This is a genomic window from Streptomyces sp. NBC_01116 (assembly GCF_041435495.1).
Taxonomy (GTDB): Bacteria; Actinomycetota; Actinomycetes; order Streptomycetales; family Streptomycetaceae; genus Streptomyces.
Window position 1 is genome coordinate 4,743,269 of the sequence record NZ_CP108644.1, and the last position, 25,668, is coordinate 4,768,936.

The window sequence follows — 25,668 nt, forward strand, 5'->3', positions numbered from 1 at the left end:
GCTCTCGAAGCGAGGGCGATCAGGCACGGCCGTACACCACGTCCGGTACCGCGAGGGTGAGCTCGTCGACGGACGAGGGCTTGTGGACGATGTGCCCTGCCGCCTTCTCGTACCAGAAGGCGTGCGCGTCCTTCCCCACGGCCTTGCAGGACATGGTCAGCGCACCACGCGGGTCGACCTCGATGCGGTCGATCTCGCGAGGACCGTCGGAGGGGGCGCACACCTGCGGGGCACCGTCCTCGGAGAGGTCCTCGTCGACGATCACTTCCAAGGGCAGATCGGCTGACGCCAGCTCGTCCCGAAGTCCGCCGTAGGCGGAAGGGGAGGTGACCAGCAGCTCGGGATGATCGGCGGCGTTGCCGACCGGCCGCAGGTGGTGGAGCTTGAGCTGCCGGACCCCGAGTTCCGCCAAGGCCCTTCCGAGGGGCAGGACTTCGGCGATGTTCCGCGAGGTGACGGTCATGGTCGCACCGGTCGGAACGCCGAGATCCCGAGCCAGACCGAGCGCCTCCAGGGCGCTCTTGTAGCTGCCCTGCTTTCGGATGCCGTCGTTTGTCGACCCGACGCCCTCCAGCGAAACCCTGAGTAGGTCCAGCGAGGGGGCGATCTCGGTCAGGCGGCGCTCGATGCGGTACCCATTGGTGCAGATCTCGACGCGCAGGCCCAGTTCCTCCTTGGCGTGGCGGACGACCTGGGCGAGGTCCCGGTGGACGAAGGGCTCTCCGCCGAGCAGGGTCACGGCCTCGGTGCCGTACTGGTCCCGCATCAGGGTGAGGAGATCCGCGGCTTCGTCGACGGTGAAGGCGTCGGCGTACTGAAGCCGCTTGCCGTGGAAGCAGTGCAGGCACGTGAAGTTGCAGCGGTAGAGCAGCTGCAGGTACAGCATGCGGATCTTCTTGATCCCGGTGACTTCCTCGATCACGTCGGCTCCTTCGGCTGGTTGCCTGGTGGGAGCCTGATAGTGGCCTTCTGCTCGGGGACCTCGACACCGCGTTCGGGGACGGTCCAAGGACGTCCTGGGACGTTTCAGTGACCTGCGAAGGACTCCAGGATGCCGAGGACACGCTTCGTGTCCGACAGGTCGGGCAGGACTTCGACGGCTCCGGCGGCGGTCAGTTCCTCCTGGCTGTGGATGCCGGAGGCGACAGCGAGGACGCCGGAGCCTGTGGTCAGAGCCGCTTCCACGTCACGAGGGGTGTCCCCCACGAGGACGGTGGGAATGTGGGCCGGAACACCATGAAGCCGCTGTGCGCGCTCGCGGGCGACAGCGACCAGGTGGGGGCGGAGTTCGGCGTCCGCTCCGTAGGCGCCGACCGGTAGATCAAGCAGGGAGTCGAGGCCGAACGCGGCAAGCTTCACAAGGGCGTTGGCGGAGATGTTGCCGGTGAGTACGGAGGAGACCCAACCGGTCTGAGCCGAGGCGGCTTTCAGGGCGTCGTGCACACCGGGCAGGGCGGCCCCACGCCTGCGCAGCTCCTCCAGGCGCGCCTCCCCTGCCTGGGCGAGCGCCGTCTCGACGAAGGGCCAGTCGGGCACGGATAGCCCTTCGCGGACGAACATGTCGCGCATGATCAGCCGATCCGTACGCCCCTCAGTACGCGCGGGCTCCGCGGGCTCCCGACCCGAGAGGGCACGAAAGGCAGCGGCGTAGATCTCCTTGCTGACCCCCGCGTTCTCGATGAGGGTGTGGTCGATGTCCCACAGGACGAAGAGCTCCATGCCGCCAGAGTAGGCAGTCCGCGAGGTTCCACTACAGCGGACTGCGTCCCAAAACGTCCTTGCGCGATCACGCGCCGTGCCGATTCGATGGCAGCTGTGAACAACCGACTGCGCACCGTGCTCGGCCAACGCGGCGTCTCGCCCGACGCACTCGCCGAGATCTGCGAGGTAGATCCCAAGACGGTCAGCCGATGGCTGGGCGGACGGATCCCCCATGCACGGCACCGCTTCCGCGTCGCGCGACACCTGCGCGTCGAAGAGACCTTTCTCTGGCCCGAGCCGTCCAAGCGTCCAGGCCGGCCGAAGGACGGGTTAGGCACAGAGCTGGTCGGCACCTACCAGAACCGAGCCAGCGTGCCCCGGGACGTATGGCTCGCACTGCTGCGAGAGGCGCGGCACGAGATCGGCGTCCTCGTCTTCTCCGGCACCTTCTTCGCCCAGTCCAACCCCCACGTCGCCAAGATGCTCTCCGAACGTGCCGCCGAGGGCGTCCGGGTGCGCCTGTGCTTCGGCGACCCCGACGGGCAGGCAGTCGCCGTACGGGGTCGCGAGGAGGGAATCGGCGACACCCTCGCCGCCAAGATCCGCGCATCACTGACGTACTACCGCCCGCTGTTGGGCGAGGCTGGGTGCGGCGTACGACTCCACGACACCACCCTCTACACATCCATGTTCCGCTACGACGACAACCTGCTCGTCAACCCGCACATCTGGGGCCAACCGGCCAGCGCCAACCCCAGCGCTGCGTGAGCGGACTGGGTGGCACTAGGGTGGACCCGGCGTCATGGTGATCACGGTCGGACGCCTCTGATCTGGGGAAACGGGATTCTGCGGCGCCGCTCAGCACCACCCAGGATGATCTTGCAGGCCCTCGTAATGCGTAGGTCTCGGGTTCGAATCCCGAAGGCGGCTCCATGCGAAGCCCGGCTCAGACACCTCTGAGCCGGGCTTCCGTGGTTCTCGGGATGATTGCCGCCGAGGTCACTCCTCCAGGCCGTTGCCCCAGATCCAGGCGGCGATGCCGACCCGGTTGCGGACGCTCAGCTTGCGCTGGATGTTGGCGACATGGGTCTTGGCCGTGCCGGCCGAGATGAACAGCTCGGTCCCGATCTCCGCGTTGGTCATTCCCTTGGCGACCAGGCGGGCGATCTCCGTTTCCCTGCTCGTCAGGGCGTCCATCGGCTGCGCGGGCCTGGGGCGGCCGGCGTTCCGGTGGTGTTGCAGCAGGCTGATCGTGAGGGAGGGGCTGATCAGTGTGTCGCCCGCCATCGCGGCGCGTACCGCCTCCACCAGCAGCGTCGGGCCCGAGCGCTTCAGGAGGAAGCCGCAGGCGCCGTTGCGCAGCGCCGTGTGGGCGTACTCGTCGAGTCCGAAGGTCGTCACCACCACCACGCGCATCGGATGCTCGACGTCGGGTCCGGCGAGCCGCCGGGTGACCTCCAGGCCGTCCAGGCGCGGCATGCGGATGTCGGCCAGCACGACGTCCGGGTTCAGCTTCGCGGCGAGTTCTACGGCTTCCAGGCCGTCGCGCGCCTCGCCGATCACCTCCATGTCGGGCTGAGAATCCAGGATGAGGCGGAATCCGAGGCGTACGGATTCCTGGTCGTCGGCGAGGAGGATGCGAACTGTCACGGTGCGTACGGTAGTTCGCTCTGGAAACGACGAGCCAGCGGAAACGTGTGCGCGTCAAGCCCGCGTAGGCACATCTGCCGTTCGGGAGATGTGCCGAACGGCCCTGCCAGGAAGGCTGGTCGGCGAGGCGATCCAAGGAGGAAGCATCATGACCCAGGTGGTCGAGCACCCGTCATCGCGGACAGCGGGCGGTGCCGAGGGTGTCCCAGGTCCGGTGGGCGAGCGGTTCGACAGGGCGGCCCTGATCGGCTACGTGGCCTTTCTCGCGCTCCTCCTCTACGGGCTCGCCCACACCTACTGGGCCCTCGGCGGGGACGGCTTCCCGTTCGGTGCCGACGACGCCAATCCGGAGTACTCGGCCTTCGAGCACGTCGGCCGCGACCGGTTGGCGCCGTGGATCGCGGGCGGGTTCCTGGGCAGCGCGGCGGTGGCTCTCCTCCTTGCCCTGCCGGGCCGCCGGCGGATACCCGCCCGGGTGCTGGTGGGCGCCTCCGGGTTCTCGGCCGCCGCGGTGTTCTGCGCGCTCGCCGACTTCCGCATCCTCGGCAATCTCGCCTATGTCTTCATGCTGAAGTTCGGCGCGATCAACTGGACCGTGATCAACCAGCTGTTCGCGGTGGTCTCGGTGGGCCTCATGCTCGCCTCGGCGATCGTCTACCAGCGCCGCACCTCCGGCGCGTGCACCGGCTGCGGGCGTACCGGCTCGGGTGCCGGATGGACCACGCCGGAGGCCGCGGCCCGCTGGGGCAAGCGGGCCGCCTGGACGGCAGTCGCCGTCCCGCTGCTCTATGCCAGCACGCGGTGGGCCTGGGCCCTGGGTATTCCGCTCGGCATCTCCGAGGAGCTGTGGGAGGAGGGCAAGGAGGACAACCTCTGGATCGCCGGCGCCGCGCTCGCCACCATGGGAGCGCTCGGCTCGCTGCTCACTCTGGGCCTGGTGCAGCGCTGGGGCGAGGTCTTCCCCCGGTGGATGGTGGGCCTCAGGGGGCGGCGGGTGCCGTTGAGCCTGGCCGTCGTTCCGGCCACGCTGGTCTCCGTCATGGTGACGATCGCCGGGGTCATGTACATCCGGCTGCACTTCCAGGGGGCCTTCGACAACCAGAGGGACGACTGGGGGGCCACGGTTCCGGAGATGATCTGGCCGGTGTGGGGCATCGCCCTGGCCGCCGCCACGCTCGCCTACTACTTCCGGCGGCGTGGGGCGTGCAGGCGCTGCACCCGCGGCTGAGGCGAGCCGGTACGGGCAGGCGCCGCGGCGGGACGGCCTCAGCTCAGTGGCAGGACCGCGGTGACCTGCCAGCCGTGTTCCCCGTGAACGCCGAACTCCAGGGTCCCTCCGAGCGCCCGGGTGCGTTCGGCGAGCCCCGCCAGGCCGCTGGCCCCCTGCCGCCCCCGGTCACCCAGGCGCCCGTCGCCCGGATCGCCGACGGTGGCAGGGCCGTTCGTCACGGACACGGAGAGCACCGGCTCCGGGCGATCCGGTTCGGGCGTCACGGACACGGTCACCCAGGGCGCGCCGCCGGCGTGCCGCCGTACGTTGGTCAGCGCCTCCACCACCACGCGGTGGGCCGTGCTCGCCACTTCGCGGGGGATTCGGGCGAGCTGCTCGGGCAACCCGGTCATGTCCAGTCGGACGTCGCTCCGGCCCGCCGCGCGGAACCGGTCCACGACGTCCACGATGTCCTCCAGGTCGTACGCGACGGGCGGTGACGCGTTCGTCGCGCCCCGGTCGGCCGGGACCGTTTCGTCGGAGGACCTGAGCATGTGGACCGTACGGTCCAGGGAGCCGAGGGCCTGGAGACCGGAGGCCTCGATCTGCTGGAGGAGCGGCGCGATCTTCTCCGGCTGCTCCGCGCCGATCACCTGGGCCGCCTGTGCCAGCACGACGATGCCCGAGACGTCGTGGGCGACGAAGTCATGCAGATCGCCCGCCAGTTGGAGGCGCTGAGTGAGCCGGGCCTCGTGCACCGCACGGATCCTTCGGGTCTCCAGGGCGCGCAGACCGCCGCCCGCGGCGGCCGCTGCGATGGCGCCGAGCGCGAAGAACGAGCTCTGCGCGGCGGCTTCCCGTGCGGTCGGGGGGAGGTGGAGCCGCAGGAGCGCCGTCGAGGCCAGAATCCCGAGCACGGTGCAGAGCACGAAGGCCTGCCGGGTAGTCCCGGCGTACCGGGCGACCAGGCAGACGAGCAGCAGAAGCGCCGTGATCTCCACCAGGGTGGCGACGCCGGTCGCCGCCGCCCGGGCCGGAGGGGCCCCGAACAGGGTGCCCAGGGCGGAGCTCGCCGCCACCGCGGCCGCGGCCGCCGGGACCAGCCGGTCCCTGCCGTGCAGCGAGGCCACGGCGAGGGCGCCCAGCACCGCGACCACCATGGGCAGGGCCGCGCGCCAGCCGGCTGACGGGCCCGTCAGCAGACCGGCCGGCACCGCGAGCAGCGCCAGAACCGCGCAGACCGGGCCGACGGTGCGCTCCCGGAGGCGGGCCGGGGTGAAGTCCCCCGCAGTCGTCCCCATTTCCTGGATTCTACGTACCCGTCAGGTTCTTCCCGGCTCTGGTGGGCCGGTGCTCCCGGAAGCCCTAACTGCCGCTCCACGAAGCGATATTCTTCGACGCGACATCCTCTACCGGCGGTGGCCATGCTGCGGATCGGCAACTCATTCACCCAACTCCCCTTATGTGTCGGTCCTCTTCGCTCGGCCTCCCGTCCACCGACTCCCCATCGCCCAGCGCCTCAGAGCAAGGATGACCGGATGAACGTCGGCACTTCCCGCACCGCACCGCCAGTGAAAGTCGTCGCGGATGGATGGCTGCGTCGCTACACCGCGCCGGCGGACGTCCGCCGCAGGCTCGTGGTCCTGCCGCACGCGGGCGGCTCGCCCGGCTTCTTCCACCCCTGGGCCGCCGCGCTGGACAGCGGTACGGAGCTGCTGGTCGCGAGCTACCCCGGACGCCACGACCGGCTGGGCGAACCCTGCGTCACGGCGATGGACGAGCTGGCCGACCGGGTGACCGAAGCGGTCCTCCCCTTCCACGACGTACCGCTGTCGCTCTTCGGCCACAGCATGGGAGCCTCGCTCGCCTACGAGGTGGCGCTGCGCCTGAGGCACCGGCACGGGAGGAGCCCGGCGGCGCTGCACGTGTCGAGCCGTACGCCGCCGCACCGCCTGACCCCACGGGACCTGCACGAACAGGGCGACGACGCGTTGATCGAGGAGGTGCGCCGGCTCGGCGGCACCGACGAGTCGGTCCTCGGCGACCCGGACCTCCGGGAGATCATCCTGCCCGCCATTCGCGCCGACTTCACGATCGTCGGGACCTATGGACCGCGTCCGGCCGATCCGGTCGGCTGCCCCGTGTACGCGTACATCGGGGACGAGGACCCGAACACCTCGGTGGAGGACATGTCGGCGTGGTCCGACGTCGCCCCCGACGGTTTCCGGCTGGACGTCCTGCCCGGAGGCCACTTCTACCTGGTCGAGCAGCACAAGCCGCTGCTCCGGTCCGTCCTCGCCCGCCTGCACTCCGCCGACGACGGCCCCGGTTCCTCCTGACCGTTCCTCCTGGCCGCGCCCTGTTCGACCGTGCCTGACCAGCGCCGGCCGGGCCGGTCAGGCCGGCAGGTCAGTCCGGTGCCTCGCCCGGGTACGCGCTCTCGAACGCCGCGTGGAACAGGGCCATGACGTCCTGCCTGGTGAGGCCCTCGGCGCGGGCCAGGTCCAGCCATTCGGCGAGCGCGGAGCGCAGGGGTGAGCCGGGGCCGGACTGGGGCTGGGCGAGGGAGCGGGTGATGAACGTGCCTGCTCCCTGGCGTACCTCGGCGAGGCCCATGCGTTCCAGTTCGCGGTAGGCCTTCAGGGTCGTGTTCGGGTTGACCTTGGTGGTCGCGGCGACCTGGGCGGCGGTGGGCAGCCGGTCACCCTCCTCCAGGGCGCCCATGCGCAGCGCCTGCTCGACCTGCCGGACGATCTGGAGATAGGTCGCCACTCCACTGCGCCGGTCGATGCGGAACACGACCACGGTCTTCACCTTCCGCTCGATTGCGACATTTTACGTAGGAGCGGATGGTGCTCACAGCGGGCGGCGGGTGACCCGCCACAGGGTGAACGCCGTGAGCAGGGCCGTTCCGGCGAGCAGGATGCCCGCCGCGGTCCACTGCATCGGCGCCATCTGGCTGTAGTCGAGGTATTCGATCACGTCGTTGACGATGCCGTGTTCCTTGATGCAGGCGTTCTGCGCCTTCTCGGTCGCCTCGGCGCAGGTGCCCCAGCCGTACAGGGTCCCGTCGGCGCTGCCGACCCAGCGGTCCACCTCGTACGCCTCGGCGTAGCGGGCCGGGAGTTCGGTGCCCATCGGGTAGGTGAAGATCTGTGTGTCGCCGAGGCGTACGCGGATCTCGTCCCAGACGAACATGGTGGTGATCACCGTGAAGAGGAACGTGACCACCATGGCCGGGAGCACCCGGCGGATCAGGGTGCCGATGGTGATGCCCGCGGCGGTGAGGAAGAGGAGGAACGCGGGCAGGACGGGGCCCGTGTTGTCGAAGACGGCGCCGTCGATCCAGTCGCTGAGGAAGACCGAGCGGTACGGCTTCCACCACCAGGTGAACAGCGCCGAGAGCACCACGCCGGAGACCAGCGCGAGGGTGTAGGCCAGGCCCAGCTTGGCGATCAGCCACTGGCGGCGGGTCGCCGACTGGGTGGTGACGAGCTGCGCGGTGCCGTTCTCCTGGTCGCCCGCGATCAGCGGAGCGCCGATGAAGACGGCGAGGATCAGGGGGAGGCCGCCGAGGATGGAACTGACGTACTCGTAAACGCGGTTGTTCTCCATCGGCTGGCCGGCGTCCTTCTCCGGCCAGCCCTTCGCGTCGAGCAGCTGGACCAGCTCGTTGCGCCCGTACGCGATCAGGAGCGCGCCCACCAGCGTGAGGCCGAGGACGCAGGCCAGCGCGGTCCGGTGCTGGCGTACGACGAGCCACGGCATGCCGCGCAGCAGGCGGCGTCCGGAGTCGGTTCCGGCGGGCTTCTCGGTGAGGGTGGTGCTCATGCGGCCTGGGTCCCTTCGGCCTCGACGCGGGCGCCCTGGGTGTAGAGCGAGGGCGCGTCCGGGGAGCGGAGATGGGCGAGGAGGACTTCCTCCAGGGAGGGTTCGGCGCTCTCCCAGTCGGCAGGGATCGGCGCCTTCGGCCGGATCATCGCCTGGAACTGCCGCCCCTGGAGGCGGGTTTCGACGACGGTGTGGTCGGCCAGCTCGGGCGGCAGCGAGCCGTCCCGGGCCATTCCGGTGACCAGCGCGTGGGCCGGGACCAGCGCGTCGGCGTCACCGGCCATCCGGATCCGGCCCTCGGAGACGACCAGCAGGTAGTCGCACATGTCCTCCAGCTCGGTCAGCATGTGCGAGGACATCACCACCGTCGTGCCGCGCTCGACGGCCTCCGCCATCAGCAGGGTGCTCATCTCGTCGCGGGCCAGCGGGTCGAGGTCCGACATCGGCTCGTCCAGGAGCAGCAGCTCCGGCCGCTTGCCGAAGGCGAGCGCGAAGGCCACGCGGGTGCGCTGGCCGCCGGAGAGCGTGCCGACCCTCGCGTGCAGCGGGACGTTGCCCGAGCGGACGATGCGCGTCGCCGCCGCCGCGTCCCAGCCGGGGTTCAGCTCGGCGCCCATGCGCAGGGTGTCGGCCACGGTGAACCGCTTGAACAGCGGCTTGTCCTGGCCGAGGAAGGCGAAGGAGGGCATCACGGCGGGGTCGTCGACCGGTACGCCGAAGATCCGTAGCTCGCCGGTCGTCGGCTGCACCTGCCGGGTCGCCAGGTTGAGCAGGGTGCTCTTGCCCGCCCCGTTCGGGCCGACCAGACCGCAGATGCGGCCGGCCGGGATCCGGAAGGAGCAGTCGCGCAGCGCCCAGCCGCGCCGGTAGCGCTTGCCCAGGCCGCGGGCTTCCAGTGCCCAGCTGCCGGACGTCGCGTTCGGAGTGCCCGTGTCCGCCACGCGCCTCACCTCAATTCCATTAGTCAATTAATGGAATCATGGAGTCGTGAGGGAATGACTGTCAAGCCGGGCAGGCCGGTGAGGGCCGGACGCGGTGGAGGTGGAGGTGGCGGTGGAAGGACGGGGAGGGGGAGCGGGAAGGTGGTGGGCTCAGCCGCGCAGGAACGCCAGGACCGCGAGCACCCGGCGGTTGGTGGCGTCCGAGACGTCGAGGTCGAGCTTGGCGAGGATCGACCCGAAGTGCTTGCTGACCGTGCCCTCGCCGACGTGCAGGGCCTCGGCGACGGACGCGTTGGACCGGCCCTCCGCCATCAGCGCGAGCACCTCCAGCTCCCGGGCGGTGAGCCGGTCGAGCGGGTCGCGGCGACGCCGGATCAGCTGCCGTACGACCTCGGGGTCCACCACCGTGGCGCCCTCGGCCACCCGGCGCAGCGCGTCGGCGAACTCCTCGACGTGGCCGATGCGCTCCTTGAGCAGGTAGCCCACTCCCGTACCGTCCGAGGCGTCCAGCAGGTCCTCGGCGTAGGTGCGCTGGACGTACTGGCTGAGCACCAGCACCGGTAGCCCCGGCAGCTTCCCGCGCAGCGCGACCGCGGCCCGCAGTCCCTCGTCCGAGAAGCCGGGCGGCATCCGGACGTCGGTCACCACGATGTCCGGGCGGTGCTCCAGGGCGGCGGCCGTCAGCTCGTCGGCGGTGCCCACCGCGGCGAGGACCCGGTGCCCGAAGCGTTCCAGCAGGCCGACCAGGCCCTCGCGCAGGAGCACGCTGTCCTCGGCCAGTACGACGCGCAGCATCAGGTCCTCGAATCCGCGGGCGGGCAGGGAACCTCCAGCCGGAACACCGTCGGCCCCCCGGGCGGACTGGACAGTAGCAGGGTCCCGCCCAGCACCGAGAGGCGATCGGCGACGCCCTGGAGGCCGGTCCCGCCCCTGCCGCCGCGTCCGCTCCCGTTTACGCTCCCGCCGGCCGTTCCGCCCAGCCGTGCGCCCCCGCGTCCGTCGTCCTCGACCTCCACGGTCAGCCGCCTCCTCGCGGTCGCACCGGTCACCGTCACGCGCCCCGCCCCGCTGTGCTTCGCCACGTTCGCCAGGGCTTCGCTGACCGCGAAGTAGACGGCGGTCTCGACGGCTTCGGGCAGTCGGCCCGGTACGGCGAGCCGCACCTCGACCGGGACCGGTGAGCGGTCCGCCAGGTCCTCCACGGCGGCCTCCAGGCCCCGGTCGGTGAGGATGTGGGGGTGGATTCCGTGGATCAGCTCACGGATCTCCACCAGCGCGACCGACGCCTCCTCGTGCGCCCGGTCCAACAGCCCGCCCAGCGGCTCGGCGGGCCGCTCCAGCCGGGCGAGGCCCAGCGTCATGGAGAGGGCCACGAGCCGCTGCTGCGCGCCGTCGTGCAGGTCGCGCTCGATACGGCGGCGTTCCGCCTCGAACGCGTCCACCAGCCGCGTCCGCGACCGGTCCAGCTCCGCGATCCGGGAGTCGAGCGCGGAGTCCGGCGGGGAGAGCAGCGCCCGGGTCAGTACGGCCCGGCCCCGGGCCACCACCCCCAGCGGCCGGATCAGCAACGGCAGCAGCACCACCCCCGCCAGCAGCACCGCGAACGCCTCCGGCCAGGAGTCGGCGAGCCAGAGCTTCAGGACGCGCGCCTCGCCGTCCCCGCCCGCCGCCATCATCACCGGGGTCCCGATCAGCCCGCCGCACACCAGCAGTACGCTGCCGACGGCCAGCGCCTCCAGCGGCCACAGGACGAACGCGAACAGCAGCGCGTACGCCAACTCCCGCCAGGTGCAACGCTCCTGGAGTCTGGTCCGCAGCCAGGACGCCAGGCCCGGCTCGGGCGGTTCGCGGTGCGGATCGAGGAGAGGGGCCGGGTCGATCAGCCGGAGCCTGCGCCGTTCCAGCGCGGCCAGCGGAATCCCGGCGAGTACGAGCGTCAGCAGCAGCGGCACCCCGATGACGAGGACGGTCAGCGCGCTGCCCGCGACCGCCAGCAGGAGCAGCGTCACCAGCGTCGCCGCGCCGAGGGGCACGCTGGTCAGGAGATAGACCGCGGCACGCCACGGCCGGCCGCCGAGGAGCCGACGGGCCAGTGCCCGGGGGAGCGCCCGGGACAGCGCCCGGGGGACAGCTCGGGCTGCGGCCCGGGGGCGGGGCGGCCGGGGCTCCGAGAGGGCGGCCGGATGGGGCTCCGGGGGCGCGGGCGGTGGGCTGGGGGAGAGCATGCCGGGCACGCTACGAGACGGTCCGCCGGGCAGGCCACCCTGTTCTCTGCCCCTTCCCTGGTGGAGCTGGCTCCACCAGGGAAGCCCCCTCTCGCTGCGATGTGCCGTGCGGGCGCCGCCGGTTGAGTGGACCCCATGAATCCAGCAGCAAGCGCCGGTCGGGTACCGGCCGTTCGGCTCCGGTCCGTTACCCGTTCCTACGGCAGCGAAGGCAGCGCAGCGAGCGCAGGCCGTGATGGCAGGGGCGGCCGCGACGGTCGCGACGGTCGCGAGGGCAGGGGCGGCCGCATGGTGAAAGCGCTCGACGACGTCAGCCTGACCATCGACCGCGGCACGTTCACCGCTGTCATGGGGCCCTCCGGCTCCGGCAAGTCGACGCTCCTGCACTGCGTCGCGGGCCTGGACCGGCCGACCGGCGGCCGGGTGCTGCTCGGCGACACCGATCTGACCGGGCTGAGCGAGGCCCGGCTGACCCGGCTGCGCCGCGGGCGGATCGGCTTCGTCTTCCAGGCGTTCAACCTGCTGCCCTCCCTGACCGCCGCGCAGAACGTGGCCCTGCCCCTGAGGCTCGCCGGGCGGCGGCCCCGCAAGGCCGACGTGCTCCGCGCGCTGGAGCAGGTCGGGCTGCGCGACCGGGCCGGCCACCGGCCCGGCGAACTCTCCGGAGGCCAGCAGCAGCGGGTCGCGATCGCCCGCGCCCTGGTGACCCGGCCCGAGGTGCTCTTCGGCGACGAGCCGACCGGGGCCCTGGACTCCACCGCGGGGCGCGTGGTGCTCGGCCTGCTGCGGGCGATGACCGACGAGGGGCGCACCGTGATCATGGTGACCCACGACCCGGTCGCCGCCTCCTTCGCCGACCGGGTCGTCTTCCTCGCCGACGGCCGCATCCGGGACGAGCTGGACGCGCCCACGGTGGAGCGGGTCGCCGCCCGTATGGCGGCGGGCGCCGCCACGGCCGCACCGAAGGTCTCGGGCGGCGCCAAGGCCGCGCCCAAGGTCCCGGGGGACCCGGCGGTGGTCCCGTGCTGATGCTGGCACTGCGCGGGATGCGCACGCGCTGGGTCACCTTCGTCGGATCGTTCGTCGCCCTGGCCCTGGGGGTGGGCCTGATCGCGGCCACCGGACTCGCCCTCGCCGCGACGTTCGACGCACCGGAGCGCGGACCCGAGCGGTTCGCCGCCGCCCCCGTCGTCGTCCGGGCGGCCGATCACCTCCGGGTCGACACCCCGACCGGGACGCGGAGCAAGCCGCTCGACCACCCCGGGCCGGTCGGCGCGCGGATCGCCGCCCGACTGGCCGCCCTCGGCCGCACGGTGGAGGACCGGACGTTCCCGGCGGACGTCACGGTCACGCGTACCGGCACCGACGCCACGGTCACGCGTACCGGCACCGACCCCACGGTCACGCGTACCGGCACCGACGCCACGGTCACGCGTACCGGCACCGACCCCACGGTCACGCGTACCGGCACCGACGCGAGGAAGCCCCGCCCCGGCCAGTCCGCCGAGACCCGCCCCGGCCAGTCCGCCGAGCCGCGGGTCGGGCACCCGTGGGCGGTCGCCGCCGCGGCTCCGTACCGCCTCACCTCGGGCCGGGCCCCCGCCGCCCCCGGCGAGGTCGTCGTCACCACGGGGCCCGGCGGCGCCCCGCTCCGTACCGGTGACCGCCTCCTGGTCCGTACCCCGGCCGGGAACGCTCCCCGGACCGTCGTCGGCACCCTGGGCGGCCGGGGCTTCGAGGACGCCGTCTTCTTCACCGACGCCGAGGCCGCCCGGATCTCCCCGGACATCGACGCCCTCGTGGTGCACGCCGGCGCCACCGCCGTACGCGAGGCGCTCGGGCCGGACAGCGGCATGGACGTCCTCACGGGCCACGACCGCCGCCGCGCCGATCCCGATCCCGACCGCGACGCCCGGGCCCTGGTCTCCGTCAACGCCCTGCTCGGCACCGCGGCGGGCATCACCCTGTTCGTCTCCGCCGCCGTCGTGGCCTCGACGTTCTCGTTCGCCGTGGCCGGGCGCCGGCGGGAGTTCGGCCTGTTGCGCACGGCCGGTGCGACGCCCGGCCAGATCCGCCGTACGGTGTGCGCCGAAGCGGTCCTCGTCGGCGTCCTCGCCTCGGCGGCCGGCGCGTGGCTCGGTGCCAGGAGCGCGCCCGCGCTCGTCGGCCGGATGACCGAAGCGGGCCTGGCACCGCCCTGGTTCGCCCTCGGCGACGCCTCCTGGCCGCTCCACACCGCCTTCTGGACCGGGGTGTTCGTCGCCACGGCGGCGGCGCTCGTCTCCTGCCACCGGGCCGGGCGGACCGCCCCGACCGAGGCGCTGCGCGAGGCGGCCGTCGACAGCCGCGTCATGCCGGCGAGCCGCTGGGCCGCCGCCGTCCTGATCCTGCTCGCCGGACTGGGCCTGCCCGCTCTGGCGTTGGCCGTCGACCCCGGCGACCTGCTGGGCCGCAAGTCCTTCATCACCCGGCCCATGCTGCTCATCGTCGGCTGCGCGCTCCTGGCCCCCGTCCTGGTGCGCCCCGTCGGCCGGCTGCTGACCTGGCTGCCCGCCCGGCTGCCCGGCGCCACCGGCGTACTCGTCCGGGAGAACACCGCCGCCGGGGTGCGCAGGACCGCGGCCGTCGCCGCGCCCGTCCTCATCACCGTCGCCCTCGCCGCCACGCTGACCGGCACCGTCGCCACCCTGGAGGAGGCCAGGGCCACCGAGGCCCGCACCGCCGTGACCGCCGACTTCGTGGTGACGTCGGGACAGGAGGGCCGGCCGCTGCCGCCCGCCTTCGTGGAGCGGGTACGGGCCGTCGAGGGAGCCGTGGTCGGCGTCTCGCGGTCCACGGCCGTCACCGTCCTCGAAGAGGACACGGCCCTCGTCACCTCCGAGGCCCGCGCGGTCGACCCCGCCCGGCTGGCCGCCGTGTCGGAGCTGCCGGTGACGGCGGGCCGGCTCGCCGACCTCGACGACGGCACGATCGTCGTCAACGAGGAGTGGCTGACCACGCGCATCGGCGACCGGGTCACCGCCTGGCTGGGCGACGGCCGGAGGACGTCGCTGCGGATCGCCGCCGTCCTGGCCACCGGAACCGGCGACAACGGCGTCTACGTCACCCGGCACAACGCCGGCGGCGCGGGCGTCGACCGGATCGACGTCAAGGTCGCCGAGGGCGGTGACCGGCGGGCCGTCGCCGCCGCGCTGCACAGCGCCGGGGCCGCCACCGGTACGCGGGTGACGACCCGGGCCGAATGGCTCGCCGCGAACGGCCCGGGGCCGAACGACCCGACCAGGACCGGGCTCCGGATGATCCTCGGCATCGCTCTCCTCTGTACGGCGACGGCCCTGGCCAACACCCTGGTCATGGCCACCTCCGGCCGGGCCCGCGATCTCGCCGTGCTCCGCCTCGCCGGGGCCACCGTCCCCCAGATCCTGCGGCTCGTCGCGGCCGAGGCGGTGGCGGCGGTCGGAGTCGGCACCGTCCTCGGGGGCGTGGTCGCGGCGTTGAACCTGCTGGTGGTGTGGGGTGCGCTGGTACTGCTGGGCGTCACGTCGGCCGTGGTGGTGCCGTGGGGAACGCTCGGCCTCGTCGTCGCGGCCGCGGCGCTCCTGGCCGCCGTCTCCGCCGTCCTGCCCGCCTCGCTCGCCCTGCGGATGCGACCGGTCGAACTCGCGGGCGCCCGCGAGTAGTCACCCGCCGGCCGCCCGTCCTCGGCCGCTCACCGCCGGCCGGGCGCCGGGAGCCGGGAGCCGGGTGCCCGCGAGTAGTCACCATCGCCCGGCGAGCCGCGCTCGGTCGCTCACCGCCTCCCGGAGTGGCCGTCACCGGCTGTTCACCGGCGCCCGGAGCATGCGGCCACCGACTGTTCACCGACACCCGGGAAGGGCCGTCGTCGGCTGCTCATCGCGCCCTTGAGCAGCCGAACGACGGTCCACAACGCTCGTGATCAACCCGTTCAGGGCATAGGCTCGCCCCATGGGCAGTCACTCCGCACATCTGCCGAACCCGACCACTCCGGCCGGCCGCGAAGGGCTCGACGCCGTTCTCGCCCGGCCCGACCGCGCGGTCGTCGCCCTCGACTTCGACGGCACGCTCGCCGACATCGTCGCGGACCCCGAGCAGGCCCGCGCCCACCCCGGCACGGTGGCCGCGCTCGCCGCGCTCGCGCCGAAGGTCGCCGCCGTCGCCGTGATCACCGGCCGCCCGGCGGGCGTCGCGGTGCGCTACGGAGGCTTCGCGGGCGTCCCCGGGCTGGAGCACCTCGTCGTGCTCGGGCACTACGGCGCCGAACGCTGGGACGCCGTGACGGGCACCGTCAACGCCCCCGCCCCGCACCCCGGAGTCGCCGCGGCCCGGGCCGAACTACCCGGCGTACTGCATGAGTTCGACTCGTGGCACGGCACCTGGATCGAGGAGAAGGGGCAGGCCGTGGCCGTCCACACCCGGCGCGCCCAGGACCCGCAGGCGGCCTTCGAGACGCTGCGCGGACCCCTCGGCGAGCTGGCGGCGAAGCACGGGCTGATCGTCGAACCGGGCCGTCTGGTGCTGGAGTTGCGCCCGCCCGGCATGGACAAGGGCGTCGCGCTCAGCATGTTCGTCGCGGAGCTGGACGCCGAGTCCGTGATCTACGCGGGCGACGACCTCGGGGACCTCGCCGCGTTCGCCGCGGTGGAGAAGCTGCGGACCGAGGGCCCGGACGGCGTTCCCGGCCTCCTGGTGTGCAGCGGCAGCACCGAGGTGCCCGAACTGGCCGAGCGGGCCGACCTGTCGGTGCCCGGCCCGGCCGCCGTCGTCGCGTTCCTGGCGGCCCTGGCCGAGCGGATCTGAGCCGACGAGCGGATCTGAGCCGCGGCGTCAGGGAGCCGGGCCGGCCGGCCCGGCCGGCTCACCCCTGGCGCAGCGCCTCCAACTGGTCCAGGAACCACTGCTGGGGCGGCAGCGCGGTCGCCGCCTCGGCCAGTCGCTCCGTGCGGCCGGACCGCTCGTCCGCGCTCATCGTCAGCGCCTCGTGCAGGGCCTCGGCCGTGCCCGTCACGTCGTACGGATTCACCACGATCGCGTCCTCGCCCAGCTCCTCGTACGCCCCCGCCTCCCGCGACAGCACCAGCGCGCAGCCGTGGTCGGAGACGACCGGGACCTCCTTGGCGACCAGGTTCATGCCGTCGCGGATCGGGTTGACCAGGGCCACGTCCGCCAGCCGGTACGCGGCCAGCGAGCGGGCGAAGTCGTCCTTGACGTGGAGCACGACCGGCGTCCACCCCTCCGTGCCGTACGCTCCGTTGATCTCCGTGGCCAGGGTCTGCACCGCCGCCGTGTAGTCCCGGTAGACGGCGAGGTCCTGCCGGGAGGGGTAGGCGAAGGCGATGTGCACGACGCGCTCGCGCCACTCGGGGCGGGCGTCCAGCAGGGCCCGGTACGCGTGCAGGCCGCGCACGATGTTCTTGGACAGCTCGGTGCGGTCCACCCGGACGATGGTCTTCCGGCCCTCGCCCACCTGCTCCCGCAGCGCCGCCATCCGCTCGTCCACGTCCGCCTCGTGCGAGCGCCGGCGCAGGAAGTCCGCGTCGGCCCCCAGGCCGTGCACCCCGATCCTGGTCCGGCCCGTCCCGCCGAGGATCTCCGTGCAGCAGGCGATGAACGCGTCCGCCCAGCGGCGGGTCAGGAACGCGGCCCGGTCCGCGCCGAGGATGCCGCGCAGCAGCTGCTCCGCGATGTCGTCGGGCAGCAGCCGGTAGTAGTCGACGGGCGCCCACGGGGTGTGGGAGAAGTGGCCGATCCTGAGGTCCGGGCGCAGCTCACGGAGCATGCCGGGGACCAGGGCCAGGTGGTAGTCCTGGACGAGGACCGACGCCCCGGGGCCCGCCTCCTCGGCGAGCGCCTCGGCGAAGGCCCGGTTGTACGTCTCGTAGGAGGCCCACCGGCGGCGGAACTCCGCGTCGAAGACCGGCTCGACGGGCGTCTGGTAGAGCAGGTGGTGGACGAACCACAGCACCGAGTTGGCGATGCCGTTGTACGCGTCGGCGTGCACCTCGGCGTCGATGTCGAGCATCCGGACGCCCGCCTCGCCGACCCCGCGCCGCACCGCCTCGCGGTCCCCGTCGCCGAGGGCCGCGCAGACCCACAGCTTGTCGTCGACGGCGCTCAGTCCGGAGACGAGACCTCCGCCGCCGCGCTTGGCGTCGAGCGTCCCGTCCTCGCCGAGGGTGTACGAGACGGGCCCGCGGTTGGACGCGACGAGGACCTGGGCGGTGGCGGAGGATGTGTGCTCGGAGACCATGTAGCGGAACCTAGCCCGTGAGGGAAGTCGCCAAACGCCTCAGGGCCTTCTGCGGCCCACCGCCTCACGCCGCGTGGCGTTCCGCGTACTCCGCGATCTCCCGCATCGGCGGCCTTTCCTCCGTGTCCACCGCATGGGTGCGGGGCACGAATCCGTCCTCGCCGCGTTCGAACTGGGTCAGCGCGGGCCGCACCAGATGGCCCCGGGAGAGCCGCAGCTGCGCCGTGCGGTAGATCGCCGCCGCCATCCGGCCCAGCGCCTGCCCGTCCTGGTGGCGGTGTCGGCGTACGCCGACGTCGACCTGGCCCAGCGCGTCCAGGCCCACCGTGTGCAGCGCGTCCACCAGCAGCCCCAGCTCCACTCCGTAACCGACCGGGAACGGCAGCCGCTCCAGCAGCGACCGCCGCACCGCGTACTCGCCCCCCAGCGGCTGCACGAACCCGGCCAGCTGGGGCCAGTGCAGATTGAGCAGCGGGCGCGCCACCAGCTCGGTGACCCGGCCTCCCTGACCTGCGCTGTCGCCGAGCGGGCGGTCGTACATCGCCTTGACGAACTGGACGGACGGGTCGGTGAGCAGCGGCCCGACCGTGCCCGAGACGAAGTCCGCGGAGAAGTCCCTGAGGTCGGCGTCCACGAAGCAGACGATCTCGCCGCTGGTCACCAGGAGTGACCGCCACAGCACCTCGCCCTTGCCGGGCACGGCCGGTATCCGGGGCAGGATCGCGTCCCGGTGGACCACTCGGGCGCCCGCCGCGCGGGCCACGGCGGCGGTGGCGTCGGTGGAGCCGGAGTCGATCACGACGAGCTCGTCGACGAGCCGGACCTTCTCCATGAGCTCCCGGCGGATCGTCGCCACGATCGCGCCGACCGTGGCCTCCTCGTTCAGCGCGGGCAGCACCACGCTCACGGACGTGGCGCGAGGATCGGCGTCCCGGGCGTCGGTGAGCCGGTTCAGCGGGCGGTCGCCGGACGACCAGGAACGCCTGGTCAGCCAGCGTTCCACCTCTTCGAGCACGGTCGGCACTCCCTGTGTGTGATCCATCTCGCGGTTCGGACGACTATCTCAACGGTCCGGTGCTTCGGTTACAGTCTTGAACAACGCGTACGACCGTCGCATGTCGGGGTCGGACCGCACATAAACGCCTGGATCGAAGATCCAGCGCCATAAGAGCTCATCCAGAGGGACTGAGGGAACGGCCCGTTGAAGTCCCGGCAACCCTCCTGCCGACCGCGAGGTCACGGTGGGGAAGGTGCCAATTCCGTCTTGCGGCGAAATGCGTCGCAGGGAAGATGAGGAGAAAGGGACCTCCGCCATCATGGCTGTTCAGACCGTTGCAGGTAACACCGCTTCTTCCGCCCCGGCCGTTGATCTCGGTCCCGCCGCGGCGCTTTCCTGCCGCGAGTGCGGCGAGCGTTTCGAGCTCGGCCCGCTTTTCGCCTGTGCGTCCTGTTTCGGACCGCTGGAAGTGGCCTACGACCTGCCCACCGGCTCCCCGGAGGAGCTGCGCAAGCGCATCGAGGCCGGCCCGAACAACATCTGGCGCTACGCCCCGCTGCTGCCGGTGCCCGCCGACGTCGCGGAGAAGCCCAACATCAACCCCGGCTTCACCAAGCTCGTCAAGGCCGACAACCTCGCCCGTGAGCTGGGCGTCACCGGCGGCCTGTACGTGAAGGACGACTCCGGCAACCCGACGCACTCCTTCAAGGACCGCGTCGTCGCCATCGCCGTCGAGGCCGCCCGCGCCTTCGGCTTCACCACCCTCTCCTGCTCCTCCACGGGCAACCTGGCCGGAGCCGTCGGCGCCGCCGCCGCCCGGGCCGGCCTGCGCTCCTGCGTGTTCATCCCGCACGACCTGGAGCAGGGCAAGGTCGTCATGGCCGCGGTGTACGGCGGTGAGCTGGTCGGCATCGAGGGCAACTACGACGACGTCAACCGCTTCTGCTCCGAGCTCATCGGCGACCCGCTCGGCGAGGGCTGGGGCTTCGTCAACGTCAACCTGCGCCCGTACTACGGCGAGGGCTCCAAGACGCTGGCGTACGAGATCTGCGAGCAGCTCGGCTGGCGGCTGCCCGACCAGATCGTCATCCCGATCGCGTCCGGCTCCCAGCTCACGAAGATCGACAAGGGCTTCCAGGAGCTGATCAAGCTCGGCCTCGTCGAGGACCGGCCGTACAAGATCTTCGGCGCCCAGGCCGAGGGCTGCTCCCCGGTCTCCGCCGCCTTCAAGGCGGGCCACGACGTGGTGCGCCCGCAGAAGCCGAACACCATCGCCAAGTCGCTGGCCATCGGCAACCCGGCGGACGGCCCGTACGTCCTGGACATCGCCCGCCGCACCGGCGGCGCGGTGGAGGACGTGACCGACGAGCAGGTCGTCGACGCGATCAAGCTGCTGGCGCGCACCGAGGGCATCTTCGGCGAGACGGCGGGCGGCGTGACGCTCGGCGTGACGAAGAAGCTCGTCGAGGCGGGCGTCATCGACCCGGCGCTCACCACCGTCGTCCTGAACACCGGCGACGGGCTCAAGACGCTGGACGCGGTCTCCGCGACCTCGCAGGCCACGGCCACCATCAAGCCGAGCCTGGACGCGTTCCGCGCCGCGGGCCTCGCCGCCGGCTGATCACCAGAGACTCAGGAAGGGCACCCACCATGAGCGTCAAGGTCCGTATCCCCACCATCCTCCGTACGTACACGGGCGGCCAGGCCGAGGTCCCGGCGGAGGGCGCCAAGCTCTCCGAGGTCATCGAGTCCCTGGAGAAGGACCACCCGGGCATCGCGGCCCGCGTCCTGGACGACCAGGGCAAGCTGCGCCGCTTCGTGAACGTGTACGTCAACGACGACGACGTGCGCTTCGAGGGCGGCCTGGACGCGGCCACGCCGGACGGCGCGGGCGTCTCGATCATCCCCGCGGTCGCCGGCGGCTGCTGAACCGCCGGGGCCGCTCCACGACGGCCCACCGCACCTCTGTGTGACCACAGTTGCCCCCTCCGCGAGAGAAGCGGAGGGGGCAATTCTGTATGGTTGAGCACGGTAGAGTTGGGGAAGCCCCGCCCGCTGCCCGTGCCGCCCGCATATGAGAATGCGCCCGGCCCCGATAAGAAGCAGCCAAAGTGCGTGAACCTCTTGCGGCATAAGTGCCCTTTGCCTGGCCCGACTTGCCCGTAAATCTCAGCAAACCCGCATATTCGCGTGTTCTTCGATGCCCAGAATTCTCGTCCGATTGACCTGTTGCAGAGGGCAGTTGGGCGGATACATTCGGCCGCGGTCGACGCGCTGCGGCGCCGCGCACCCTCTCCTGTCGGAGGGTGAGTTCCGACCCGGGCCCGCGAAGTGCGGTCCCGTGCAAGGGCCAGTAATAGGGGAGTTAGGCATGGCTCAGGGCACCGTCAAGTGGTTCAACGCGGAGAAGGGGTACGGCTTCATCGCGGTCGACGGTGGTGCGGATGTTTTCGTCCACTACAGCGCGATCCAGATGGACGGGTACCGCACCCTCGAAGAGGGTCAGCGAGTTGAATTCGAGATCTCGCAGGGCCAGAAGGGGCCCCAGGCCGACATGGTCAAGCTCGCCGTCGGCTGAGCTCGACGCGGTCGTCCGACGACACTACTCACGCATGCAGGGCCCGGCCCCCGGATCAGGGGACCGGGCCCTCCGTGCGTTCGGAGGCCGTCAGTGCGTCCGGAGGCCGTCCGCGCACTCGGAGTCCGTCCGTGCGTTCGGGGCGCCCCTCGTGCGTTCGGAGTGCTCTCCGGGAGCCCGGGCCGGGGGGCGCGGCTGTCCACATCCGACGGGGGACGCTTGCACTCGCAGGGGTCGAGTGCTAATCATTGGCGTTAGCACTCTCCAGGTGAGAGTGACAGAAACTTGGACCGGGCCGGTGAGGCCCGCAGGTGCGGTGGGGCAAGGAACCACCACACAGGCAGGCCGTCCGTCGCGGGCGCCTCCCGGTCCGGAGAAATCCACCCCTGTCCGGGAGGACCACTTCACATGGCCAAGATCATCGCGTTCGACGAGGAGGCACGGCGCGGTCTCGAGCGCGGGATGAACCAGCTCGCCGACGCCGTCAAGGTCACCCTCGGCCCCAAGGGCCGTAACGTCGTCCTCGAGAAGAAGTGGGGCGCGCCCACGATCACCAACGATGGTGTTTCCATCGCCAAGGAGATCGAGCTCGAGGACCCGTACGAGAAGATCGGTGCGGAGCTGGTCAAGGAGGTCGCCAAGAAGACGGACGACGTCGCCGGCGACGGTACGACCACCGCCACCGTTCTGGCTCAGGCTCTCGTCCGCGAGGGTCTGCGCAACGTCGCCGCAGGCGCCAACCCGATGGCCCTCAAGCGGGGCATCGAGAAGGCCGTCGAGGCCGTCTCCGCCGCTCTGCTGGAGCAGGCCAAGGACGTGGAGACCAAGGAGCAGATCGCTTCGACCGCCTCCATCTCCGCCGCCGACACCGAGATCGGCGCCAAGATCGCCGAGGCGATGGACAAGGTCGGCAAGGAAGGCGTCATCACCGTCGAGGAGTCCCAGACCTTCGGTCTGGAGCTTGAGCTCACCGAGGGTATGCGCTTCGACAAGGGCTACATCTCGGCGTACTTCGCGACCGACATGGAGCGTATGGAGGCGTCGCTCGACGACCCGTACATCCTGATCGTCAACTCGAAGATCGCCAGCGTCAAGGACCTGATCCCGCTGCTGGAGAAGGTCATGCAGTCGGGCAAGCCCCTGCTGATCATCGCCGAGGACGTCGAGGGCGAGGCGCTCTCCACCCTGGTCGTCAACAAGATCAAGGGCACGTTCAAGTCCGTCGCCGTCAAGGCTCCGGGCTTCGGCGACCGCCGCAAGGCCATGCTCGCGGACATCGCCATCCTCACCGGTGGCACCGTGATCTCCGAGGAGGTCGGTCTCAAGCTGGAGAACGCCGGCCTGGACCTGCTCGGCCGTGCCCGCAAGGTCGTCATCACCAAGGACGAGACCACGATCGTCGACGGCGCCGGTGACAGCGACCAGGTTCAGGGTCGCGTCAACCAGATCCGTGCCGAGATCGAGAACTCCGACTCGGACTACGACCGCGAGAAGCTCCAGGAGCGTCTGGCGAAGCTGGCCGGCGGCGTGGCCGTCATCAAGGCCGGCGCCGCCACCGAGGTGGAGCTCAAGGAGCGCAAGCACCGCATCGAGGACGCGGTGCGCAACGCCAAGGCCGCCGTCGAGGAGGGCATCGTCGCCGGTGGTGGCGTGGCTCTGCTCCAGGCCTCGGCCGTCTTCGAGAAGCTCGACCTCACGGGCGACGAGGCGACCGGCGCCAACGCCGTGAAGCTCGCGCTGGAGGCCCCGCTCAAGCAGATCGCCGTCAACGGTGGTCTTGAGGGTGGCGTCGTCGTGGAGAAGGTCCGCAACCTGCCGATCGGTCACGGCCTCAACGCCGCGACCGGCGAGTACGTCGACATGATCGCCGAGGGCATTCTCGACCCGGCGAAGGTCACGCGCTCCGCTCTGCAGAACGCCGCGTCCATCGCCGCGCTCTTCCTCACCACCGAGGCCGTCATCGCCGACAAGCCCGAGAAGGCCGGCGCGGCCGCCCCGGGCGGCATGCCGGGCGGTGACATGGACTTCTGATCCGCCGCGGAGGCCCCGGGTCCGCCCGGGAGCCCTCCGGCTGATCGAAGTTCGCCGTACGTCCCACAGGGGCGGCACCTCCTTCACGGAGGTGCCGCCCCTGTGGCGTTTCTCCGGCCGGTCCGGTGATCCGGCCGGTCCGGTGATCCGGCCGGTCCGGTCCGGCCGGAGAGCAGGTGGAACCGGCGGATCTGCGTCCCTTGACAGTGGTGACGGCAGACGGCAGACGCAAGACGGAGGGGGTCCGGGTGAGCACGGTGGCGAGCACGACGGAAGCGAACGAGGGAGAGGGAGGGCGCGAGCGCGGGGGCGGGAGCAGAGGGCCGGAGGAGGCTGTCGCGTCTCGGGAGCCCGTCGAGCAGTTGGCGGGGGAAGCCGGAGGGCAGGCCGCCGAGGCGGAGGCCACAGGGAAGGCCGCCGGGAGGACTGCGAGGAAAGCCGCCGGGAAGGCCACAGGGAAAGCCGCCGGGAAGGCGGGCGTGGGCGAGGCGGGTGCGGACGGGCCCTCCCCTCTCCGTCTCCTCCTCTCCCGGGTCCGCCCGCACCGCGGCGTCCTCGTCCGCGCGGGCCTGCTCTCGCTCGCCGGATCCGGGGCGGGCCTCGCGATGCCGCTGATGGCGAAGCACGCGGTCGACGCGTTCGCCGCGGACCGCTCGCCCGCCGGACCGCTCGTCGCGCTGACCGTGCTCGTGCTGGTCGGCGCCTGCCTCTCCGCGTACGGGCGCTATCTCATGTCCCGTACGGGAGAAGGCGTCGTCCTGCGCGCACGCGACCAACTCGTGGGCCGCATCATGCGGTTGAAGGTCCCGGCGGTGGACCGGCTGACGCCGGGCGACCTCCAGTCACGCGTGACCAGCGACACGACCCTCCTGCGGACGGTCCTCTCCAGCGGCCTGGTCGAGTCGTTCAACAGCGTGCTGATGCTGCTGGGGACGATCGCCTTCATGGCGTACATGGACCTGACGCTGCTCGGCGTGACGCTGGTCGTGATCGTCGGCATCGGTGCCGTGACCTCGCTGCTGATGCCGCGCATCCAGCGGGCCCAGCTCCGCGCCCAGGAGTCCGTGGGCGCGATGGGCGCGGCACTGGACCGGGTGCTCCAGGCCTTCCGCACGGTCAAGGCGAGCGGGGCGGAGGAGCGGGAGACGGCGGCCGTCGCGGCGGCCGCGCGGCACGCGCACGACCGGGGCGTCTCGGTGGCGCGGTGGTCGTCGGTCTCCGACGTCACGATGGCGATGTCGATCCAGCTGGCGTTCCTGGCGGTGCTGGGCGTGGGCGGCGCACGGGTGGCGTCCGGCGCGCTGGAGGTCTCGTCGCTGATCGCGTTCCTGCTCTACCTCTTCTATCTGATGGGCCCGATCGGCGGCCTGGTCGAGGGCTGGACGGGCTTGCAGAGCGGGCTCGCGGCGGTCCGCAGGATCGACGAGGTCGAGTCGCTGCCCGGCGAACCGGCCGCCGCGCCCGGAGCCGTACGGCAGGAGATCCCCGCGACTCCGCTCGGCGTCACGTTCCAGGACGTGGCGTTCGGGTACGGGGACGAGCGCGCGCCCGCCCACAAGGGGGTGACGTTCGACGTCCCGACCGGCGGTCTGGTCGCGCTGGTGGGCCCGTCGGGGGCGGGCAAGTCGACGGTGTTCAGCCTGCTGGAACGCTTCTACGACCACGACTCCGGCACCATCACCGTGGACGGCCGGGACATCCGGGACTGGCCGCTGGCCGAGCTGCGGGGCTCGCTGGCGTACGTGGAACAGGACGCGCCGGTCCTGGCCGGGACGCTGCGGGAGAACCTCGTCTTCGCCGCCCCGGACGCCGAGGAGAAGGCGCTGACGGAGGCGGTGGCCCGTACCCGTCTGGACAGCCTGGTCGACCGGCTGCCGGAGGGCCTGGACACGGCGGTGGGCCATCGCGGCGTCACCCTCTCCGGCGGCGAACGCCAGCGGATAGCCATCGCACGGGCCCTGTTGCGCCGCCCGCGGCTGCTGCTGCTCGACGAGGTGACCTCGCAACTGGACGCGGTCAACGAGCAGGCGCTGCGCGACGTGATCCTCGAACTGGCGGAACATACGACGGTGCTGGTCATCGCGCACCGCCTCTCCACCGTCCGGCACGCGGACCGCATCGTGGTCCTGGAGGACGGCCGGGTCCGGACGGCGGGCACGCATGAGGAGCTGATCGCCGGGGACGACCTCTACCGCGAGCTGGCGACGACGCAGCTGGCGGCGGACGCGCGGTAAGG

General features: G+C 71.9%; 22 protein-coding genes and 1 riboswitch. Of the genes, 11 read left to right on the top strand and 11 right to left on the bottom strand.

The genetic code is table 11. The annotated features are described in order from the left end of the window. Nucleotides 1–19: 19 nt before the first annotated feature. Together OG245_RS20705 and OG245_RS20710 are read right to left on the bottom strand one after the other, a co-directional pair. Complete coding sequence (locus tag OG245_RS20705) at nt 20–922, bottom strand: radical SAM protein (protein ID WP_371624976.1); 903 nt, start codon at nt 920–922, stop codon at nt 20–22. Nucleotides 923–1,026: 104 nt separating this feature from the next. Continuing rightward, complete coding sequence (locus tag OG245_RS20710) at nt 1,027–1,719, bottom strand: HAD family hydrolase (RefSeq protein WP_371624977.1); 693 nt, start codon at nt 1,717–1,719, stop codon at nt 1,027–1,029. A gap of 96 nt (nt 1,720–1,815) precedes the next feature. On the opposite strand from OG245_RS20710, the gene OG245_RS20715 reads away from it, so the two are divergent. Beyond that, entirely contained in the window at nt 1,816–2,469 is a 654-nt protein-coding gene (locus tag OG245_RS20715) for a helix-turn-helix transcriptional regulator (protein WP_371624978.1), read from the top strand. 231 nt (nt 2,470–2,700) lie between these two features. Here OG245_RS20715 and OG245_RS20720 read toward each other — a convergent pair whose 3' ends face one another. Further along, nucleotides 2,701–3,351 (bottom strand): response regulator, encoded by a 651-nt coding sequence (locus OG245_RS20720; RefSeq protein ID WP_371624979.1) that lies wholly within the window; start codon nt 3,349–3,351, stop codon nt 2,701–2,703. Between the two features lie 148 nt (nt 3,352–3,499). Between OG245_RS20720 and OG245_RS20725 the strand changes: the two genes are divergently transcribed. After that, nucleotides 3,500–4,579: a hypothetical protein gene (locus OG245_RS20725; RefSeq protein WP_371624980.1), complete on the top strand. Its 1,080-nt coding sequence runs from the start codon at nt 3,500–3,502 to the stop codon at nt 4,577–4,579. A gap of 38 nt (nt 4,580–4,617) precedes the next feature. On the opposite strand, the gene OG245_RS20730 is transcribed toward OG245_RS20725, so the two are convergent. Continuing rightward, the gene (locus OG245_RS20730) at nt 4,618–5,862 is read right to left on the bottom strand and encodes a sensor histidine kinase (protein WP_371624981.1); all 1,245 of its coding nucleotides are present in this window, start codon (nt 5,860–5,862) and stop codon (nt 4,618–4,620) included. Nucleotides 5,863–6,099: 237 nt separating this feature from the next. Between OG245_RS20730 and OG245_RS20735 the strand changes: the two genes are divergently transcribed. Further along, nucleotides 6,100–6,900, top strand: coding sequence for a thioesterase II family protein (locus OG245_RS20735; RefSeq protein WP_371624982.1), 801 nt, complete (start codon nt 6,100–6,102; stop codon nt 6,898–6,900). Nucleotides 6,901–6,970: 70 nt separating this feature from the next. On the opposite strand, the gene OG245_RS20740 is transcribed toward OG245_RS20735, so the two are convergent. The 5 genes from OG245_RS20740 to OG245_RS20760 all read right to left on the bottom strand — a co-directional run bounded on the left by OG245_RS20740 (nt 6,971) and on the right by OG245_RS20760 (nt 11,558). Then, nucleotides 6,971–7,375: a GntR family transcriptional regulator gene (locus tag OG245_RS20740; protein WP_371624983.1), complete on the bottom strand. Its 405-nt coding sequence runs from the start codon at nt 7,373–7,375 to the stop codon at nt 6,971–6,973. Nucleotides 7,376–7,417: 42 nt separating this feature from the next. Beyond that, nucleotides 7,418–8,392, bottom strand: a complete 975-nt coding sequence (locus OG245_RS20745; protein ID WP_371624984.1) for an ABC transporter permease — start codon at nt 8,390–8,392, stop codon at nt 7,418–7,420. Next, nucleotides 8,389–9,333, bottom strand: coding sequence for an ABC transporter ATP-binding protein (locus tag OG245_RS20750; RefSeq protein ID WP_371624985.1), 945 nt, complete (start codon nt 9,331–9,333; stop codon nt 8,389–8,391). Before OG245_RS20750 ends, OG245_RS20745 begins: the two co-directional genes overlap by 4 nt. Nucleotides 9,334–9,483: 150 nt before the next feature. Next, nucleotides 9,484–10,128: a LuxR C-terminal-related transcriptional regulator gene (locus OG245_RS20755; protein ID WP_371624986.1), complete on the bottom strand. Its 645-nt coding sequence runs from the start codon at nt 10,126–10,128 to the stop codon at nt 9,484–9,486. Then, the gene (locus tag OG245_RS20760; protein WP_371624987.1) at nt 10,128–11,558 is read right to left on the bottom strand and encodes a sensor histidine kinase; all 1,431 of its coding nucleotides are present in this window, start codon (nt 11,556–11,558) and stop codon (nt 10,128–10,130) included. The genes OG245_RS20755 and OG245_RS20760 overlap by 1 nt, the downstream gene beginning before the upstream one ends. 135 nt (nt 11,559–11,693) lie before the next feature. Here OG245_RS20760 and OG245_RS20765 point away from each other — a divergent pair, with 135 nt between their 5' ends. From OG245_RS20765 to otsB, 3 genes are all read left to right on the top strand, one after another. After that, the gene (locus OG245_RS20765; RefSeq protein WP_371624988.1) at nt 11,694–12,587 is read left to right on the top strand and encodes an ABC transporter ATP-binding protein; all 894 of its coding nucleotides are present in this window, start codon (nt 11,694–11,696) and stop codon (nt 12,585–12,587) included. Then, on the top strand, nt 12,587–15,238 hold the full coding sequence (locus tag OG245_RS20770; RefSeq protein ID WP_371627935.1) for an FtsX-like permease family protein: 2,652 nt from the start codon (nt 12,587–12,589) through the stop codon (nt 15,236–15,238). Before OG245_RS20765 ends, OG245_RS20770 begins: the two co-directional genes overlap by 1 nt. Nucleotides 15,239–15,524: 286 nt before the next feature. Next, nucleotides 15,525–16,376 carry a trehalose-phosphatase gene (gene otsB / locus OG245_RS20775; protein ID WP_371624989.1) on the top strand — a complete coding sequence of 284 codons (852 nt, stop codon included), beginning with the start codon at nt 15,525–15,527 and terminating at the stop codon, nt 16,374–16,376. A 58-nt stretch (nt 16,377–16,434) separates the two neighbouring features. On the opposite strand, the gene OG245_RS20780 is transcribed toward otsB, so the two are convergent. Continuing rightward, nucleotides 16,435–17,826, bottom strand: a complete 1,392-nt coding sequence (locus OG245_RS20780; RefSeq protein ID WP_371624990.1) for a trehalose-6-phosphate synthase — start codon at nt 17,824–17,826, stop codon at nt 16,435–16,437. A 64-nt stretch (nt 17,827–17,890) separates the two neighbouring features. Further along, nucleotides 17,891–18,841 carry a glucosyl-3-phosphoglycerate synthase gene (locus tag OG245_RS20785; protein ID WP_371627936.1) on the bottom strand — a complete coding sequence of 317 codons (951 nt, stop codon included), beginning with the start codon at nt 18,839–18,841 and terminating at the stop codon, nt 17,891–17,893. A 154-nt stretch (nt 18,842–18,995) separates the two neighbouring features. Continuing rightward, nucleotides 18,996–19,123: riboswitch (SAM riboswitch) on the top strand. Between the two features lie 19 nt (nt 19,124–19,142). Between OG245_RS20785 and thrC the strand changes: the two genes are divergently transcribed. The 5 genes from thrC (at nt 19,143) to OG245_RS20810 (ending at nt 25,666) form a co-directional block, all read left to right on the top strand. Beyond that, a complete protein-coding gene (gene thrC / locus OG245_RS20790; RefSeq protein WP_371624991.1) occupies nt 19,143–20,444 on the top strand; it encodes a threonine synthase in 1,302 nt (433 codons plus the stop codon). Nucleotides 20,445–20,473: 29 nt separating this feature from the next. Further along, entirely contained in the window at nt 20,474–20,752 is a 279-nt protein-coding gene (locus OG245_RS20795) for a MoaD/ThiS family protein (RefSeq protein ID WP_003967347.1), read from the top strand. Between the two features lie 442 nt (nt 20,753–21,194). Then, nucleotides 21,195–21,401, top strand: coding sequence for a cold-shock protein (locus OG245_RS20800; protein WP_003967346.1), 207 nt, complete (start codon nt 21,195–21,197; stop codon nt 21,399–21,401). A gap of 408 nt (nt 21,402–21,809) precedes the next feature. Beyond that, entirely contained in the window at nt 21,810–23,432 is a 1,623-nt protein-coding gene (gene groL, locus OG245_RS20805; protein WP_018958808.1) for a chaperonin GroEL, read from the top strand. Between the two features lie 479 nt (nt 23,433–23,911). After that, nucleotides 23,912–25,666, top strand: coding sequence for an ABC transporter ATP-binding protein (locus tag OG245_RS20810; protein ID WP_371624992.1), 1,755 nt, complete (start codon nt 23,912–23,914; stop codon nt 25,664–25,666). Nucleotides 25,667–25,668: the final 2 nt, after the last annotated feature.

Excerpts from the sequence above, each read along its gene's own strand:
- OG245_RS20760 (WP_371624987.1), bottom strand. The coding sequence starts at position 11,558 with ATGCTCTCCCCCAGCCCACCGCCCGCGCCCCCGGAGCCCCATCCGGCC.
- OG245_RS20725 (WP_371624980.1), top strand. The coding sequence starts at position 3,500 with ATGACCCAGGTGGTCGAGCACCCGTCATCGCGGACAGCGGGCGGTGCC.
- OG245_RS20710 (WP_371624977.1), bottom strand. The coding sequence starts at position 1,719 with ATGGAGCTCTTCGTCCTGTGGGACATCGACCACACCCTCATCGAGAAC.
- OG245_RS20735 (WP_371624982.1), top strand. The coding sequence starts at position 6,100 with ATGAACGTCGGCACTTCCCGCACCGCACCGCCAGTGAAAGTCGTCGCG.
- OG245_RS20730 (WP_371624981.1), bottom strand. The coding sequence starts at position 5,862 with ATGGGGACGACTGCGGGGGACTTCACCCCGGCCCGCCTCCGGGAGCGC.
- otsB (WP_371624989.1), top strand. The coding sequence starts at position 15,525 with ATGGGCAGTCACTCCGCACATCTGCCGAACCCGACCACTCCGGCCGGC.
- groL (WP_018958808.1), top strand. The coding sequence starts at position 21,810 with ATGGCCAAGATCATCGCGTTCGACGAGGAGGCACGGCGCGGTCTCGAG.
- OG245_RS20765 (WP_371624988.1), top strand. The coding sequence starts at position 11,694 with ATGAATCCAGCAGCAAGCGCCGGTCGGGTACCGGCCGTTCGGCTCCGG.
- OG245_RS20755 (WP_371624986.1), bottom strand. The coding sequence starts at position 10,128 with ATGCTGCGCGTCGTACTGGCCGAGGACAGCGTGCTCCTGCGCGAGGGC.
- OG245_RS20770 (WP_371627935.1), top strand. The coding sequence starts at position 12,587 with ATGCTGGCACTGCGCGGGATGCGCACGCGCTGGGTCACCTTCGTCGGA.
- OG245_RS20800 (WP_003967346.1), top strand. The coding sequence starts at position 21,195 with ATGGCTCAGGGCACCGTCAAGTGGTTCAACGCGGAGAAGGGGTACGGC.
- OG245_RS20745 (WP_371624984.1), bottom strand. The coding sequence starts at position 8,392 with ATGAGCACCACCCTCACCGAGAAGCCCGCCGGAACCGACTCCGGACGC.
- OG245_RS20780 (WP_371624990.1), bottom strand. The coding sequence starts at position 17,826 with ATGGTCTCCGAGCACACATCCTCCGCCACCGCCCAGGTCCTCGTCGCG.
- thrC (WP_371624991.1), top strand. The coding sequence starts at position 19,143 with ATGGCTGTTCAGACCGTTGCAGGTAACACCGCTTCTTCCGCCCCGGCC.
- OG245_RS20795 (WP_003967347.1), top strand. The coding sequence starts at position 20,474 with ATGAGCGTCAAGGTCCGTATCCCCACCATCCTCCGTACGTACACGGGC.